Here is a 15,542-nt window from a genome sequence, read left to right as displayed (position 1 = left end):
TAATAGCTTTCAAAATAAAAAGGACGCTATTTTTTAGCCAGTTATAAACGAGGAGTAACATCGTGGATAAACCATGGCTTTCACGTTATCCAAGTGACGTACCTGAAACCATTAATCCAGAGCAATATGAGTCTTTGGTAGAAATGTTTGAACAGTCTGTACAAAAATATGCAGACCAACCAGCATTCATGAACATGGGCTCGGTTATGACCTTCCGTAAATTGGAAGAGCGTAGTCGCGCATTCGCAGCGTATCTGCAAAACGAGTTAAAACTGCAAAAGGGTGACCGTGTTGCTCTGATGATGCCAAACCTACTGCAATACCCAGTGGCGTTGTTTGGTATTTTGCGTGCAGGTTGTATCGCCGTAAACGTTAACCCACTTTACACTCCTCGTGAACTTGAACACCAATTGAATGACTCAGGTGCGACGACGATTGTGATTGTGTCTAACTTTGCGAATACGCTAGAACAAATCGTCGATAAAACACCAGTCAAACACGTAGTGTTAACCAGTCTTGGTCAAATGCTGCCACGAGCGAAAGGTACGATTGTCGATTTTGTCGTGAAGTACGTTAAGGGCATGGTGCCTAAGTACGATTTACCTGGTGCAATCTCAATGCGTCAGGCTCTACGTAAAGGTCGTCGTCTACAATACGTTAAACCGTTTATGTCTGGGGATGACATTGCATTCCTGCAATATACGGGGGGGACGACAGGTGTCGCGAAAGGCGCGATTCTGACTCACCGCAACATGATTGCGAACGTTCTACAGGCAAAAGGCGCGTACGGACCGGTTTTATCTCCGGGGCGTGAATTAGTCGTGACAGCATTACCGCTGTATCACGTATTTGCTCTTACCGTAAACTGTCTGCTGTTTGTTGAAATGGGTGGTCGTAACTTACTTATTACCAACCCTAGAGATATTCCAGGGTTCGTGAAAGAGCTACAAAAGCATCCGTTTACTGCGATTACGGGCGTGAATACCTTATTTAATGCATTGGTCAATAATGAAGATTTCCACGAGTTGGATTTCAGTAATCTACGTTTAGCCGTTGGCGGCGGCATGGCAGTGCAGCGCTCAGTGGCAGAAAGATGGCAAAAGACCACGGGTTGCTATTTGCTCGAAGGTTACGGTCTAACAGAGTGTTCTCCGTTGGTGGCGGCATATCCGCATGATCTTGTTGAATACAATGGCTCTATTGGTCTGCCGGTACCATCAACAGAAGTTCGTATCGTGGACGAAGAAGGTAACGCTCTTGCGAATACTGAAACTGGCGAACTTCAAGTTCGTGGTCCTCAGGTTATGCAAGGTTACTGGCAACGACCTGAAGCAACGAAAGATACGATTAACGAAGACGGCTGGCTATCAACTGGCGACATCGTTAAGTTCGATGACGAAGGCTTCCTGCATATCGTTGACCGTAAGAAAGACATGATCTTAGTATCAGGCTTTAATGTTTACCCGAACGAAATCGAAGACGTTGTAGCACTTCACGGCAAAGTACTTGAAGTTGCTGCTATTGGTCAGCCGCATGAAGTGTCTGGTGAATTAGTGAAGATTTATGTCGTGAAACGCGATCCGAGCTTGACCAAAGACGAAGTGATCGCGCATTGTCGAGAACACTTAACTGGCTACAAAGTTCCGAAGTTGGTTGAGTTCCGCGAAGACTTACCTAAAACCAATGTCGGTAAGATCTTGCGTCGTGTTTTACGCGAAGAGAATGACGCTGAACTTGCGAAGAAAAGCGCATAAGCCGATTTCGTCGAGTCGAGAGATTTAAAAAATGATAGAATGCCAGCGTTTTGCTGGCATTTTTTATAGCGAGAAGTATGTGAACTATCAAATTATTACTAAAAACAAAGACCTAGAAGAGGTTTGCACTCATGCCCGAGAGGCAGACGTAGTGATGTTGGATACCGAATTCGTTCGTATTCGCACTTTCTACCCGCAGTTAGGTCTGATTCAGCTTTTCGATGGTAATCGCCTCTCGCTGATTGATCCGACTGAATTAACGGATATGACGCCGTTTGTAGCGCTATTAAAAGATACTTCTGTGCTAAAAGTGCTGCACGCATGTGGTGAAGATTTAGAAGTTTTCCAAAACGCTTTTGGTTGTACACCATTCCCTATGGTGGATACGCAGCTGATGGCCGCTTTTCTCGGTCACGGCCTATCGACAGGCTTCGCATCGCTGGTGGAAGAATATTTAGGCGTAGAGCTCGACAAAAGTGAATCACGTACCGACTGGATGGCTCGTCCACTGACACAAAAGCAATTAGATTATGCTGCCGCAGATGTTCATTACTTGTTACCGTTATACGAAAAGCTGTTCGATAAGGTGACGCAAGCAGGTTGGTGGGAAGCTGTACAGCAAGAAAGTGATTTACTCGTTTCGAAACGTATTCGCGTAACCAATGAAGAGAATGCCTACCTTGATATTAAGGGCGCTTGGCAATTAAAACCTTCTGAGCTGGCGATTTTAAAGCCATTGGCGACGTGGCGTTATCGTGAAGCAATCAAACGAGATTTAGCGCTGAACTTTATCTTCAAAGAAGGTGATCTATTAACGGTCGCTCGTCTTGGTTTAACGAACTTTAAGAAGATGGAAGCAGAAGATATTGATATCCGAGCGATTAACCGCCATGGCGCGAAGATTGCCGCGATTGTTAAACAAGCGAAGCAAACACCTTCTGAAGAGTATCCTGCGAAAATTGAGCGTTTAATGGACTATCCGGGTTACAAGCAGGTCTTCAAAAATATGAAAGACTTGGTGAAATCGGCTTCGCAGAAGTCTGGTTTAGCCACGGAGTTCCTTGCCTCTAAAAAGCAGATCAATCAGTTGATCAGTTGGGTTTGGAAAAAAGATCGTGACCCAGAAGTGTTGCCTGATTTGATGCAAGGGTGGCGTTTGGATTTACTCGGCGACAAGATGAACAAAGCATTAAAGTAATGAAAGATGAAAAAGGTTGGCCTCGATGCCAACCTTTTTCGTTCTAATTAGAGCATTCGTCTGGCGAGAGAAACTGATTACTTTTCTTCGTCTGGTAGCTTCACATTTAGCTCAAGAACTGAGATATCGTCGTCTTTGTGCTCAAATGTTAAGTCAACCATATTTGGATCAATTGCCACGTACTTGCTGATCACCTTCAAGATGTCTTCTTTTAATTGAGGCAAGTAAGACGGCGCAGGATCATTTTGGCTGCGGCGCTCTGCGACAATGATTTGCAAACGCTCTTTAGCTAGATTCGCAGAAGTTTTCTTCTGTGGACGGAAAAATTCTAATAATGACATGTCTAGCCTCCAAAGAGTCGTTTAAAGAGTCCTTTCTTCTCCTCAGTAAGGAAACGAAATTCAACCTGATTGCCTAATAAGCGATCAACGGTGTCAGAATAAGCCATACCCGCATCGGTGTTATCGTCAAAAGTGACTGGCACACCTTTGTTTGACGCGTTAAGCACGGCTTGGCTTTCTGGAATCACGCCCAGTAGTGGAATATGTAAGATCTCCTCTACGTCTTCAACGCTTAGCATTTCGCCTTGAGTGACGCGAGATGGGTTGTAGCGAGTCAGTAGCAGGTGCTGTTTTACTGGCTCTAGCCCTTGTTCTGCACGCAGTGACTTAGAATCTAAAATACCGAGAATGCGGTCAGAGTCACGCACAGAAGAGACTTCTGGGTTCGTTGTGACAATGGCTTCATCGGCATAGTACAAGGCCATTAACGCGCCTTGCTCGATACCTGCTGGTGAATCACAAATAATGAAATCAAAGCCCATTTCATCAAGTTCGCCGAATACGCGCTGAACACCATCTTTTGTCAGTGCGTCTTTATCACGAGTTTGAGAAGCAGGAAGAATAAATAGGTTGTCCGTGCGCTTATCTTTGATCAGCGCTTGGTTTAATGTCGCTTCGCCGTTAATGACGTTTACAAAGTCATACACGACGCGGCGCTCACAGCCCATGATTAGATCGAGGTTACGCAAACCGATGTCAAAATCGATCACCGCGGTCTTTTTTCCCTTAAGAGCTAGACCAGAGGCGATGGCTGCGCTTGAAGTGGTTTTACCAACGCCACCTTTACCAGACGTTACTACAATAATGCGTGCCATTTTTTTTCCTTTTTAGATTAAATCGCGAGAACTTCTAAATGTAATGATTCATCGGCTTTACTGATCATTACTTTCTTTTGCCAGTACTCGCTTTCAATTTGATCGCTTAACCAGTAGTCACCCGCAATGGATACCAGTTCTGCTTGTAAATCGTGGCAAATAATACGCGCTTCCTGCTGACCACTTGCTCCTGCAATCGCACGACCTCGAAGTGTGCCATGGATATGAATAGAGCCGTCAGCAATGACTTCAGCACCTGCACTTACGTGCGCTAGCACCACCAAATCACCATCTTTTGCGTAGATCTGTTGTCCTGAGCGGACAGGCGTACGAACTACTTTCGTTGGTGCCATTTTGGCAGGTGCTTGGCTTGGCGATTTGCTCGCCGACATAATGGCGAAGCCAGCTTCGGAAGCAAGGTTTTGTACACGCTTGTCTTTACAGCCCGTTACACCGACCGGAATAAAACCGGCATCTGAGATGCCTTGTTTAAGCTTAGGGAAATCAATGTCGCCTTGTACTTTTGCTATATTGATTACCAAAGGCGCGGATGCAAAAAAAGAAGGTGCTTGAGAAACTTTTTCTTGCAAAAATTCGACAGTCTTTGCGATCTCATTGTCAGAAAGGTGTAAAACTGACAATGTAAAACTGCTACCTTTAAGGTCTGGTGAATGGGTCATCGTGGACTTCTTGCCTTTATTGAAAGAGCGTTGCCTTAAACTAGGTATGTCATGTTATATTTCATCCTTTGACGCAGCAAGTTCTCTCGTGGGCAAATAGGTGAATTAATCTCAAATTTGCTATTAAGTTTGCGAGAATTTGACGTTTTCAACCTAATCCGCACTCAACGCGGCTAAATCAGCATAAAAGGCGTGTCATGCTTTGTTCTATTTATAAAAGCTCGAAAAAAGAAGGTACTTATCTCTATATTCCGAAAAAGGATGATTTTTCACAGGTTCCTGACACCTTAATGCAGATGTTCGGTAAGCCTATCGCTGTCATGACGATTAAACTTGATGGCCGTAAATTGGCACAAGTTGATATCGAAAAAGTGAAGGCTTCATTACAAAATGATGGCTTCTTTCTTCAGGTTCCACCGCCGCCGGAGAACCTATTAGAAAAGTACAAAGAACAAAAAGCCCAGCAGAAAGGCGAATAACGTCATCGTTTTTCATCTGGGATTTCTGCCTTGCTCAAGGAGGGCAATATGAAAAAGATACTGGCTACCATGCTTAGCGTTGGTATGTGTACCTCGGCTTTTGCAAGTAGCGAGGGTTTTGATGAATACTTGAATAAGCTGCGTGCTGAAGCTCGTGATAAAGGTATCTCAGAGCAGGTCATTAGTGCTGCTTTTGCTAATGTTGAGTACAAGCCCCGAGCAGTAAAAGCGGACCGAAACCAACCAGAAAAGAAACTGACATTGGATGAGTACATTCCTCGCGCGGTGCCTGAATGGAAGGTGAAGCAAGCCAGACAACTCTACAAAGAGCATTACACCGAGCTAAAGCGTATAGGCGAAGAGTACGGTGTCCACCCGCGCTTTATTGTGGCACTTTGGGGAGTTGAAAGTAACTTTGGTAAGTTTACCGGCAACTTTAAAGTGATTGATGCACTATCCACAATGGCATTTGAAGGCCGTCGTGAAGAGTTTTTCCGTAAAGAGACTATGTCGGCACTGCAGATCCTCGATCAAGGCCATATTGAGCTAGAGAACTTTAAAGGCTCATGGGCTGGTGCTATGGGTCAATGCCAGTTTATGCCAAGCTCTTTCCTTCGTTTTGCTGCTGACGGCAACGGGGATGGTAAAAAAGACATATGGCAATCTGAAGCGGACGTGTTTGCATCAACCGCTAACTATTTGAGCAAGTCTGGTTGGGATGATAAATATACCTGGGGTCGCCAAGTTAAGGTTCCTAAAAATATTGATCGCAGCCTAGAAGGGCGCACGGCTGAAAAAGGCAAATACCTTCAAGAGTGGAGCCAATTAGGTATCACAAAATATGACGGTAGCCCGTTGCCAAAACTGGATGAAGACATCAAAGCATGGTTGATCATGCCGGACGACGAGAATGGTCGTACGTATCTGGTTTACAATAACTATAACGTATTGATGAAGTGGAACCGCTCTTACTACTTCGCACTTGCTGTGAGTCACTTGGCTGACCGCATTAAATACTGATCTGCCATCAAACAATTTGGCATCCAGTCTTCAATACAAGGGCTCTTCGGAGCCCTTTGTTTTTTCTATAACCAAATCGAGGTAAAGCGTGTTATCTGAACGTGCCGCACAAATGGTGATTTTCTCCGCTCTTCTTAAACACAAAAGCTTCACAGCTGCTGCAAAGAGCTTAGGCGTGTCGGTGTCTCATGTGAGTAAACAGTTAAGTCAGTTAGAAGCGTCTCTTGGTATCAAGCTTGTTCAACGCACTACGCGAAGCTTTACGCCGACTGAGGCAGGGAAAACCTTTTTTCATCACTGTGAGCAAGTGGTACAAGCGGTGAGCAGCGCCACATTAGAGATGGAAACCCAGCGGGATGAAGTAGCAGGTTTGGTACGTCTTGGGTTGTCGCAATCATTTGGTACCTTACACATTATTCCAGCGATTCAAGAGTTACGCGAACTGTATCCTCAACTTCAAGTGGAAGTACATCTGTTTGACTATAAGGTCGATATGTTAGCCGAAGGGCTCGATTTATGGGTAACCAACAACGAGCATTTGCCTGAAGGTTACATTGCGCAGCGTTTGACGGATTGCCAGTTTGTTGTTGCGGCATCGCCAGATTACTTATTGAAACATGACACGCCAACAGAACCGGATGACCTATCTGCTCACAACTGCCTCATATACAGAAGCTGGGAGCGTGACTATACGGGGTGGGCGTTTACCAAAGATCAGCAAGAATTGAACGTAAAAGTCTCGGGTAACTATTCAGTAGATCTGGCAGAAGCCGTCCGGGATGCTGCTATTGCAGGTTGGGGTATTGCCTACCTTGCCACTTACTTGCTGGGTGATGAGTTCAGAACGGGTAAGTTAATACAGCTGTTACCTGACTGGAAAGCCAGCCAGTCGATGCCGTTTTATGCGGTATACCCAAGCCGCCAACATATGCCAAAAAAAATATCCGCAGTGATTAACTTTATCAAACAGAAGATCGGCAACCCTTGTCATTGGGACCAACGTTTGGCGCCTTACATCTCTATTCCTAAATAACAGGATCAATGACGTTGTAGAACGACACATAAGGTGATTCACTTCACAAAAATTTTTCCTGAATCAGAAACATATTTTCCATATGGAAATAATTAAAATAAGCAAACGTTTATCTTTAATAAATTCAATTGGTTATTTTGTTGGTCAGTTATTGGTCGCTTAAACTTTTCACACTGTTAACATCCTCAACTTGCAGCATTTTGAGTCCGCTATACAATCCGGTGCCTTCCATATCCCCCTTCTGTCGGATTCATTTTATGAACTCAATTATTGGTATCGTAGCCATACTATTCCTAGCATGGCTACTTTCTACAAATAGAAAAAATATAAAGCTGAGAACGGTGTCGTTTGCGTTTGCTTTGCAGGTACTGTTTGCGTTGTTGGTTTTATATGTACCAGCAGGACGAGATGCGCTGAATTCAGTGAGCAGTGTTGTGTCGAATTTGATCAACTATGGTCAAGAGGGCATTGCGTTTTTATTCGGTAATTTGGCTACAGGGGGCTTCACCTTTGCGATCAATGTTCTGGGTATCATCGTTTTCTTCTCCTCTCTTATCTCAGGTCTTTATCACATTGGTGTGATGCCAAAAATCATTAACTTTATCGGTGGTGGTATTCAAAAGCTGCTGGGTATCGGTCGTGCTGAGTCTTTGTCTGCTACGGCGAATATCTTTGTTGGCACCATTGAAGCACCATTAATGGTAAAGCCTTACCTAAAACACATGACTGACTCGCAGTTCTTTGCAGTTATGACCGGTGGTTTAGCGTCAGTTGCTGGCGGAACGTTGGTTGGTTACGCATCACTGGGTGTCGACCTCAACTATCTTATTGCTGCTGCATTTATGTCAGCACCTGCCGGCTTGTTGATGGCAAAAATTTTAATGCCAGAAGATACGGATAAAGCAGCAGATATCGACATTAGCCAAGTTGAAATTCCACGTGCAACCAACGTAGTAGAAGCATTAGCCGATGGTGCCATGGCGGGTGTACGCATTGCTGTATCGGTCGGTGGTACGTTACTGGCGTTTATTAGTGTCATTGCAATGCTAAACGGCATGTTAGGCTGGATAGGTGATCTTATTGGGACCCCCTTAAGTTTTGAGCTCATCCTAGGTTTTGTGTTTGCGCCAGTCGCTTGGTTGTTGGGTATACCATGGCAAGAGGCAACCACAGCAGGCTCGCTGATTGGTAACAAGATTGTGGTGAATGAGTTCGTCGCTTTCATCCAGCTTGCAGAAGTGAAGTCTCAACTTAGTGAACACTCACAAGCAATCGTGACGTTTGCTTTGTGTGGCTTTGCAAACATCTCAAGCATGGCGATGCTGATTGGTGGGTTGGGCTCATTGGTACCAGAAAAGCGTGCATTTGTTTCTAAGCATGGTTTCCGTGCGATTATCGCTGGTGTCATGGCGAACTTAATGAGCGCTTCGATTGCGGGCGTGATTTTAAGTCTGTAATTGAAATAGATATCAACAATTAGCAAAAAGGCTCCTTGCGGAGCCTTTTTCGTATCTGAAGTTTTACGTTATTTGTCTGTGTGGAACTGTTCGCAAGCGAGCATCGTGTTCTCAATTAAACTTGCGACGGTCATTGGGCCAACGCCACCAGGAACAGGAGTAATAAAGCTCGCACTTTCACGTGCTTTGTCGTATTCCACGTCGCCAACTAGTTTGCCTGAATCAAGACGGTTAATACCGACATCGACCACCACTGCGCCTTTTTTAATCCACTCACCAGGGATGAAGTTAGGCTTACCAACCGCCACCACGACAACGTCAGCTTGACGCACATGACTCTCTAGGTCTTTGGTAAAACGGTGACATGTTGTTGTTGTGCAGCCCGCAAGCAGCAGCTCAAGTGTCATTGGACGACCAACAATGTTTGATGCACCAACCACAACCGCATGTTTACCACGTAGCTCAATGTTGTAACGGTCGAGTAGGGTAATTATGCCCTTTGGCGTGCAAGAGCGAAGCTTTGGAATACGCTGCGCAAGACGACCAACGTTGTAAGGATGGAAGCCATCCACGTCCTTCTCTGGGTGAATGCGCTCTAAAACATGTGTTGTGTCTATGCCCGCAGGAAGGGGTAATTGCACTAGAATGCCGTCAATTTCATCATCGTTGTTTAATTCATCAATCAGAGCTAGTAACTCTTCTTCTGAGCTAGACGCAGGAAGGTCAAAAGACTTAGAAACAAACCCAACTTCTTCACATGCGCGGCGTTTGCTACCGACATAAACCTGAGAAGCAGGATCTTCACCAACTAGAACCACTGCTAAACCAGGAGCACGTAGCCCAGCTTCAACACGTGCTTTAACACGTGCAGCCACTTCGGATCGAACAGTTTGGGAAATGAGAGTTCCGTCTATATTTTGAGCAGTCATGACTTTCCTTATAAATTAAGAAGGCAGATTATCTGCGGCGCATTGTCGCAGAATTTCTTATTAACATCCATACGCAAACGTTTGCTTTGTGGTGTTTTTGAACATTAAGCGTTTTAATGGACTTTTTTTAGGCATTCAGATCAGAATGTTATGAAAACCCGTTGATTTACCCGTTTGAACTCGTATAATCCTGTCCCTGTAGCGCGCCCTTAGCTCAGCTGGATAGAGCACGTCCCTTCTAAGGATGTGGTCATTGGTTCGAATCCAATAGGGCGTGCCATTTATTCAAAAGCCTCGATAACTCTTTGAGTTGTCGGGGCTTTGTCGTTTTTAGGTTTTTGGCTGTAATTGCCACTCTATCTACAACTTTTGAATGGCATTCTAGCCATTGCAATTTCTAGCAATTAATATGGACGCATATTAATTACCTTTCGTTAACCTTTATGCCTGCCACTTCTAACTTTTATGACCGACACGCCGACTCTTTCGCGAAGCAATACACATCGATCCAGTTTGAGGATGTCCACGCGAGTTGGAGAGTCTTCTGGCCCCAGGCTGGAGATCGTGTGTTAGATGTTGGCGCGGGCTCTGGTCGAGACGCGAAATGGATGGCTGAGCATGGGTGTGAAGTTGTTGCGATTGAGCCTGCTCAAGCACTTCTAAGGCTTGGTAAGTCTTACTGTGGCGATTCCGTTACTTGGCTTGAAGATGCATTACCTAAGCTTGAGAAAACCATTAATCTTGGCTTTCGCTTCGATTTAATTCTTGTCAGTGCGGTATGGATGCATCTTGCGCCTACGCACCGTGAACGTGCATTTCGCAAACTTGCAAATTTGTTAGCGCCTAATGGTCGATTGGTGATTAGCCTTCGTCACGGTGACTTTTCTGACGGTCGTAAAGCTTATCCCGTATCGGTTGAAGAGCTCGAAAAGTTTGCAAAGAATAGCGCTTTAATGGTGAGAAACGTATCTCTCGATGACGATCAGTTAAAGCGAACGGGTGTATCTTGGCAAACTGTAGTGATGTCTTTGCCTGATGATGGTTCCGGTGAGCTGAATAAGGTTCGCCACATTATCGTCAATGATTCCAAATCGGCTACCTATAAGCTCGCACTACTACGTACTTTACTACGTATTGCAGACGCTCATTCTGGTGCAGTGGTTGATCGCAGCGAAGGTAAAGTTGCAATCCCATTAGGATTAGTTGGCTTATATTGGATTCGTCAATTTAAGCGTTTAATCGATAAAGAGAACATCCAGCAAAGCTCGAACTCGTCTAAAGGGCTAGGTTTTATAAAGCCCGATGGCTGGGGCAGACTTTCCCATTTAAGTCCTGATGATCTTGCTATAGGCACGACATTTTTTGGTGAAGATGCAGTGGCGCTTGATAAAGCGATAAAAGACAGCTTAAAAACCATAAAAGATGGTCCCGTCACTTTTACCTATCAAGGTGATAAATCAAACCCTTACTTTGAAATGATTCGTTCAGCTAAGAAGCCAAAACGTTCAATTGTTGTGGATAGCGAGTTCCTCGAAGGTTATGGGCTGTTTGTGTTGGATGAAAGCCTTTGGGATTGTTTTCGATTGTATAACTCTTGGATTGAGCCGCTGGTGGTCAACCAATGGATTATGGAAATGCAACGATTTCGGTCTAATCAAGAGCGGGGTATTCCACTGCAAACGTATCATGATTGTTTGGTCTGGATTGATAAAGACCATGATACGCGAGTCGTGCGAAAGAGAATTGAACAGTTGAAGCTCAGCCATTGCGACATTGTCAGTGTATGGAGTGGAAGCAAATTACGAAATGAGTATCACGTTGATCACTGTTTGCCATTTGCTTATTGGCCCAACAATGATAAGTGGAACTTACTACCAACATCTAAGGTTGAAAACCTAAACAAGCGTGATCGTATTCCTGCTAGCTATCGATTAAACGCATCCAAGCCGCGAATTTTGGATTGGTGGCAGTTAGCTTGGGGAGAGACGGATAATTTGAGTCGGACGTTTTTTACCGAGGCTTCATTGTCGCTACCTAATGTGCCTGCATCTTGTCAAGATTTTGAGCATGTCTTTGAAGCGATGGGATTACAAATTCGTGGTGTTAAAAGTCGCCTTTGTATCGCGGAATGGTAATGTCTTGTTTGCCGTTACAGCGTGATATATGAACCTGATAGGCAACCAACAAAAAAGCGCTGGTTAACCAGCGCTTTTGCATTTACTAAGGGCATTACATCTTTTTAAAGATGATGGAGGTGTTGATGCCGCCAAAGGCGAAGTTATTACTCATCAAATATTTCACGTCCAGCTCTCGGCCTTGTCCAGCGATGTAGTCTAAATCGCCACATTGCTCGTCGAGGTTTTCTAGGTTGAGTGTTGGGTTGAACCAACCTGTGTGCATCATTTCTAAACCTAGCCACGCTTCAATTGCGCCACACGCGCCGAGTGTGTGGCCAAAGTAGCTCTTGAGTGAACTGATTGGCACTTTGCCCAGAGCATTCGCTGTTGCGTTGCTTTCTGCAATATCACCGCGGTCGGTGGCAGTGCCGTGAGCAGATACATAGTCGATCTTCTCAGCAGTAATCCCCGCGTTTTGCAAAGCCATTTCCATACAGATTTGCATGGTTTCCATCTGTGGTTGAGTGACGTGTGCGGCATCACAGTTGCTGGCAAAACCGATGATTTCTGCATAGATTTTCGCGCCACGAGCGACGGCGTGTTCGTACTCTTCCAGAACCAGCGTTCCCGCACCTTCACCAATCACCAAACCATCGCGATCGGAGTCATAAGGTCTTGGTGTGCTTTTCGGGTCTTCATTCTTCAGACTGGTGGCAAAAAGGGTATCGAAGACAGCGGATTCCGTTGGGCACAGTTCTTCAGCGCCACCAGCAACCATTACCGTTTGGTAGCCATGTTTGATCGCTTCGTAGGCGTAGCCGATTGCTTGGCTGCCGGAGGTACATGCACTGCTGGTTGGGATCACTCGGCCTTTCAAACCGAAAAATAGACCAACGTTCACTGCCGTGGTATGCGGCATCATCTGCACGTAAGTCGTTGCGGTGATCGCTTTCGTGGTTTTCTCATTCAGCATGACACCAAATGCGCCGATTGCGTCAGTACTGCCTGTTGATGAGCCGTATGCGATACCCGTTTGACCATTGGTGAGTACGTCGTTACCAATCAAACCTGCTTGGCTCAGTGCGTTTTCTGTTGCGACAGTCGCCAATTTAGAAACGCGCCCCATGCCGCGTACTTGCTTGCGCTTGTAGTGCTTTGGCAGTTCAAAATCTAAAATTGGTGCCGCGAGCTTGGTGTTCAAACCATCATACTGTTCGTAAGAAGGCATGTATTGCGTCGCGTTCTGGCAGTCACGCAGTTTCGGCTCGACAGATTGCCAATCGTTACCAAACGCAGTCACGCCCGACATTCCGGTTACAACGACTCGACAGTTCATACTAGGCCTCCGTTTACCGAAATGACTTGGCGAGTTACATAGCCTGCGATGTCAGACATAAGGTAACTGACTAAACCAGCGACTTCTTCTGGTTCTCCCATGCGGCGCAAAGGAATTTGCGGCATCGCGTGTTCTTTTACGTGTTCGTCTACCATGCCTGTGTCGATAAGCCCTGGAGCAACGCAGTTAACGGTGATTTTGCGTTTTGCCAGTTCAAGTGCGAGTGATTTTGTTGCACCAATTACGCCCGCTTTTGCTGCGCTGTAGTTGGTTTGGCCACGATTACCCATTAGGCCAGAGACTGATGCAAGGGTAACAATTCGGCCGCCTTTGCGCTTTTGCACCATTGGCATAACACAAGGGTGAAGAACGTTGTAGAAGCTATCTAGGTTGGTATGAATCACACCATCCCATTCTTCTTCGGTCATCGCAGGGAAAGCGGTATCTTTTGTGATGCCAGCGTTGTTTACGACGCCATAGTAAGCGCCGTGTTCGGCGATATCGGCTTCTAGCTTCTCACGACAATCTGCACGGTCACTGATGTCGAATTGGATAAGACGACCGCTACCACCATGCTGTTCGATGGTGTTTAGGGTGTCTTGCGCGCCTTGTTGATCGCCCATGTAATGGACAATGACTTGGAAACCATCTTTGGCTAATTGAACGGCAATGGCTTTGCCGATGCCTTTGCTGGCACCTGTAACGAGGACTTGTCGGGTCATTGTTGACTCCTGATTTTCATTTCTTGTAATTTTTCTTCTGATGGAACGTAAACGTTCAATTGGCAAGTCGCTACAACAGTTCCTTGTAGCTCAATACGGGCTGAAAAAACCGCCATACCGTTATCTTCCATAACTTTTTCAGCATACACATCGAGCACCTGTCCGCGAGAAAACGTATCGCATTCAGACGTGTATCGACGGCTACCAAGCAAAAAGCCAATCGGTGGCGCTTGTTCTTTCATTAATGCGTGGTAACCAGACCACGCCGCGACAGATTGCGCCATAAACTCAATGCCAACGTAAGCTGGCACGGTTTGAGAGGTCGAGTCGAAGAACGGGTTGTGTTCTGCGATATCAACCTGGCAGTGAATCGTATCTTGTTGAACATCCAAAGCACGATCAACCAAGATCATTGGTTTGTCGTGTGGCAAAAGTTGTTCGATGGGAGGAAGTTTAGTCATGAGCGTAACCAAAAATAAGACTAATGTTATTGCCACCAAAAGCAAAAGAGTTGCTGAGAATCGCTTTGTTACCCAGTTTGGTTGGCGTCTCAACTAACGATATATGGATATCGTCTGCTTTGGTTTCGCAGTGTTGTATTGGCAAATCAAGGTTGTACTTGAGAATATGCCAAGCAATCGCGGCTTCCGTAGCACTTGCTGCGCCTAATGTGTGTCCGGTAAGTGGCTTTGTCGAGCTTACGGGAACGGAGTCTCCAAAGCAGCGATGAATGGCTTTGCTTTCCATCGCATCGTTTAACGGCGTTGCTGTGCCATGTGCGTTGATGTAACCAATGTCTTGCGCTGTAAGTCCTGCATTGGCCAACGCTTTTTTCATCGCTTCTTCTGCGCCTAACCCTTCTGGATGTGGTGCGGAAATATGGTGTGCGTCTGAGCTGTCGCCAGCTCCGAGAAGAGCAACGGGCGCAGGTGTTTTGCTTAGCAACATTAATGCTGCTGCTTCACCGATATTGATGCCGTTGCGATGTTGGTCAAACGGCTTACAAAGGGTATCGGATAGAGCTTCTAAACCGTTAAAGCCGTTTAGTGTTAGGCGACAAATGGTATCCACACCACCCACAATGACCGCATCAACAATGCCAGAGCGAATCAGGCGTTGCGCGGTTAAAAAAACACGACCACTAGAAGAGCAGGCGGTTGAAACTGAGTAATGTGGGCCGCTCAAATCAAAGTAGGCGGCAATAAAATCGCTGCAGTTGCCAAGCTCTTGTTTGGTGTAATGGTAGTCGGCAGGAAAATTACCGTTTGCCAGCTTTTCGCCAAATGCGATTTCGCCATCTGAAATGCCAGATGTGCTGGTGCCGATCACGACTGCGATACGGTCACGACCATATTTAGCAATGGCGTCACGCACGTCGCCTTCGATTTGCAGCAAAGCCGAAAGTGCGAGGCGGTTGTTTCTCGTATCAAACTGGCTGAGTGCGGTCGGTAATTGCGGTAACGTCTGTGCAATTCGACCGATTACTGTTTGGCGGCCTGAATTTAAAATATCTTGGTCAACCACCATGTTGGATGGCTTCGCTCCTGATAAACACTGGTGGATGAGCGCATCATCTTGTCCCATGGCAGAGTGAAAGCCACAGGCCTGAATATACAAAGGTTGAGAAGAGCGAATAGGCATATTGTTATTCTAAATTGTTC

At 45.7% G+C, this 15,542-nt stretch carries 15 protein-coding genes and 1 tRNA gene; 8 read left to right on the top strand and 8 right to left on the bottom strand.

Features of this window, described 5'->3' with window-relative positions:
• Nucleotides 1-62 precede the first annotated feature (62 nt).
• Complete coding sequence (fadD, locus tag R7P35_RS12355) at nt 63-1,754, top strand: long-chain-fatty-acid--CoA ligase FadD (protein WP_005382216.1); 1,692 nt, start codon at nt 63-65, stop codon at nt 1,752-1,754.
• Nucleotides 1,755-1,833: 79 nt separating this feature from the next.
• Nucleotides 1,834-2,952 (top strand): ribonuclease D, encoded by a 1,119-nt coding sequence (gene rnd / locus R7P35_RS12350; protein WP_031777213.1) that lies wholly within the window; start codon nt 1,834-1,836, stop codon nt 2,950-2,952.
• A 77-nt stretch (nt 2,953-3,029) separates the two neighbouring features.
• Here rnd and minE read toward each other — a convergent pair whose 3' ends face one another.
• The 3 genes from minE to minC are packed head-to-tail and all read right to left on the bottom strand — an operon-like array spanning nt 3,030 to nt 4,788.
• A complete protein-coding gene (gene minE / locus R7P35_RS12345) occupies nt 3,030-3,293 on the bottom strand; it encodes a cell division topological specificity factor MinE (protein ID WP_005388332.1) in 264 nt (87 codons plus the stop codon).
• Nucleotides 3,294-3,295: 2 nt separating this feature from the next.
• Nucleotides 3,296-4,108: a septum site-determining protein MinD gene (gene minD, locus R7P35_RS12340; protein WP_005388331.1), complete on the bottom strand. Its 813-nt coding sequence runs from the start codon at nt 4,106-4,108 to the stop codon at nt 3,296-3,298.
• A gap of 17 nt (nt 4,109-4,125) precedes the next feature.
• Nucleotides 4,126-4,788, bottom strand: a complete 663-nt coding sequence (gene minC / locus R7P35_RS12335; RefSeq protein WP_005382304.1) for a septum site-determining protein MinC — start codon at nt 4,786-4,788, stop codon at nt 4,126-4,128.
• Nucleotides 4,789-4,985: 197 nt separating this feature from the next.
• On the opposite strand from minC, the gene R7P35_RS12330 reads away from it, so the two are divergent.
• The 4 genes from R7P35_RS12330 to R7P35_RS12315 all read left to right on the top strand — a co-directional run bounded on the left by R7P35_RS12330 (nt 4,986) and on the right by R7P35_RS12315 (nt 8,777).
• Nucleotides 4,986-5,267: a YcgL domain-containing protein gene (locus tag R7P35_RS12330; RefSeq protein ID WP_005382303.1), complete on the top strand. Its 282-nt coding sequence runs from the start codon at nt 4,986-4,988 to the stop codon at nt 5,265-5,267.
• 48 nt (nt 5,268-5,315) lie between these two features.
• Complete coding sequence (locus tag R7P35_RS12325; protein ID WP_085569958.1) at nt 5,316-6,287, top strand: lytic transglycosylase domain-containing protein; 972 nt, start codon at nt 5,316-5,318, stop codon at nt 6,285-6,287.
• A gap of 88 nt (nt 6,288-6,375) precedes the next feature.
• Nucleotides 6,376-7,320: a LysR family transcriptional regulator gene (locus R7P35_RS12320; protein WP_017634801.1), complete on the top strand. Its 945-nt coding sequence runs from the start codon at nt 6,376-6,378 to the stop codon at nt 7,318-7,320.
• Between the two features lie 257 nt (nt 7,321-7,577).
• Nucleotides 7,578-8,777 (top strand): NupC/NupG family nucleoside CNT transporter, encoded by a 1,200-nt coding sequence (locus R7P35_RS12315; protein ID WP_005382298.1) that lies wholly within the window; start codon nt 7,578-7,580, stop codon nt 8,775-8,777.
• A gap of 68 nt (nt 8,778-8,845) precedes the next feature.
• Here R7P35_RS12315 and folD read toward each other — a convergent pair whose 3' ends face one another.
• Nucleotides 8,846-9,706, bottom strand: coding sequence for a bifunctional methylenetetrahydrofolate dehydrogenase/methenyltetrahydrofolate cyclohydrolase FolD (folD, locus tag R7P35_RS12310; RefSeq protein WP_005382297.1), 861 nt, complete (start codon nt 9,704-9,706; stop codon nt 8,846-8,848).
• Nucleotides 9,707-9,909: 203 nt separating this feature from the next.
• Here folD and R7P35_RS12305 point away from each other — a divergent pair.
• Both R7P35_RS12305 and R7P35_RS12300 read left to right on the top strand, forming a co-directional pair.
• Nucleotides 9,910-9,986 (top strand) — tRNA-Arg (locus tag R7P35_RS12305).
• A 163-nt stretch (nt 9,987-10,149) separates the two neighbouring features.
• Entirely contained in the window at nt 10,150-11,841 is a 1,692-nt protein-coding gene (locus R7P35_RS12300) for a class I SAM-dependent methyltransferase (protein WP_054728953.1), read from the top strand.
• Between the two features lie 94 nt (nt 11,842-11,935).
• On the opposite strand, the gene R7P35_RS12295 is transcribed toward R7P35_RS12300, so the two are convergent.
• From R7P35_RS12295 to R7P35_RS12280, 4 genes are read right to left on the bottom strand one after another with little or no spacing between them, the layout of a single operon-like run.
• Nucleotides 11,936-13,159: a beta-ketoacyl-ACP synthase gene (locus R7P35_RS12295; protein WP_024702821.1), complete on the bottom strand. Its 1,224-nt coding sequence runs from the start codon at nt 13,157-13,159 to the stop codon at nt 11,936-11,938.
• Nucleotides 13,156-13,881: a 3-oxoacyl-ACP reductase FabG gene (fabG, locus tag R7P35_RS12290; RefSeq protein WP_005388326.1), complete on the bottom strand. Its 726-nt coding sequence runs from the start codon at nt 13,879-13,881 to the stop codon at nt 13,156-13,158. The genes R7P35_RS12295 and fabG overlap by 4 nt, the downstream gene beginning before the upstream one ends.
• Complete coding sequence (locus R7P35_RS12285; protein WP_005388322.1) at nt 13,878-14,342, bottom strand: hotdog family protein; 465 nt, start codon at nt 14,340-14,342, stop codon at nt 13,878-13,880. The genes fabG and R7P35_RS12285 overlap by 4 nt, the downstream gene beginning before the upstream one ends.
• Entirely contained in the window at nt 14,335-15,522 is a 1,188-nt protein-coding gene (locus R7P35_RS12280) for a beta-ketoacyl-[acyl-carrier-protein] synthase family protein (RefSeq protein WP_054730341.1), read from the bottom strand. Before R7P35_RS12280 ends, R7P35_RS12285 begins: the two co-directional genes overlap by 8 nt.
• Nucleotides 15,523-15,542 lie beyond the last annotated feature (20 nt).

Source organism: Vibrio sp. Vb0304 (assembly GCF_033338995.1).
GTDB classification, from domain to species: domain Bacteria; phylum Pseudomonadota; class Gammaproteobacteria; order Enterobacterales; family Vibrionaceae; genus Vibrio; species Vibrio alginolyticus.
The sequence above is the reverse complement of the archived record's forward strand: the minus strand, read 5'-3'. Positions and strand labels throughout refer to the sequence as shown.

What these genes read in the sequence shown, in the direction of transcription:
- minE (WP_005388332.1), bottom strand. Translation starts at nt 3,293, where the DNA reads ATGTCATTATTAGAATTTTTCCGTCCACAGAAGAAAACTTCTGCGAAT.
- minD (WP_005388331.1), bottom strand. Translation starts at nt 4,108, where the DNA reads ATGGCACGCATTATTGTAGTAACGTCTGGTAAAGGTGGCGTTGGTAAA.
- minC (WP_005382304.1), bottom strand. Translation starts at nt 4,788, where the DNA reads ATGACCCATTCACCAGACCTTAAAGGTAGCAGTTTTACATTGTCAGTT.
- R7P35_RS12330 (WP_005382303.1), top strand. Translation starts at nt 4,986, where the DNA reads ATGCTTTGTTCTATTTATAAAAGCTCGAAAAAAGAAGGTACTTATCTC.
- R7P35_RS12325 (WP_085569958.1), top strand. Translation starts at nt 5,316, where the DNA reads ATGAAAAAGATACTGGCTACCATGCTTAGCGTTGGTATGTGTACCTCG.
- R7P35_RS12315 (WP_005382298.1), top strand. Translation starts at nt 7,578, where the DNA reads ATGAACTCAATTATTGGTATCGTAGCCATACTATTCCTAGCATGGCTA.
- folD (WP_005382297.1), bottom strand. Translation starts at nt 9,706, where the DNA reads ATGACTGCTCAAAATATAGACGGAACTCTCATTTCCCAAACTGTTCGA.
- R7P35_RS12300 (WP_054728953.1), top strand. Translation starts at nt 10,150, where the DNA reads ATGCCTGCCACTTCTAACTTTTATGACCGACACGCCGACTCTTTCGCG.
- R7P35_RS12295 (WP_024702821.1), bottom strand. Translation starts at nt 13,159, where the DNA reads ATGAACTGTCGAGTCGTTGTAACCGGAATGTCGGGCGTGACTGCGTTT.
- fabG (WP_005388326.1), bottom strand. Translation starts at nt 13,881, where the DNA reads ATGACCCGACAAGTCCTCGTTACAGGTGCCAGCAAAGGCATCGGCAAA.
- R7P35_RS12285 (WP_005388322.1), bottom strand. Translation starts at nt 14,342, where the DNA reads ATGACTAAACTTCCTCCCATCGAACAACTTTTGCCACACGACAAACCA.
- R7P35_RS12280 (WP_054730341.1), bottom strand. Translation starts at nt 15,522, where the DNA reads ATGCCTATTCGCTCTTCTCAACCTTTGTATATTCAGGCCTGTGGCTTT.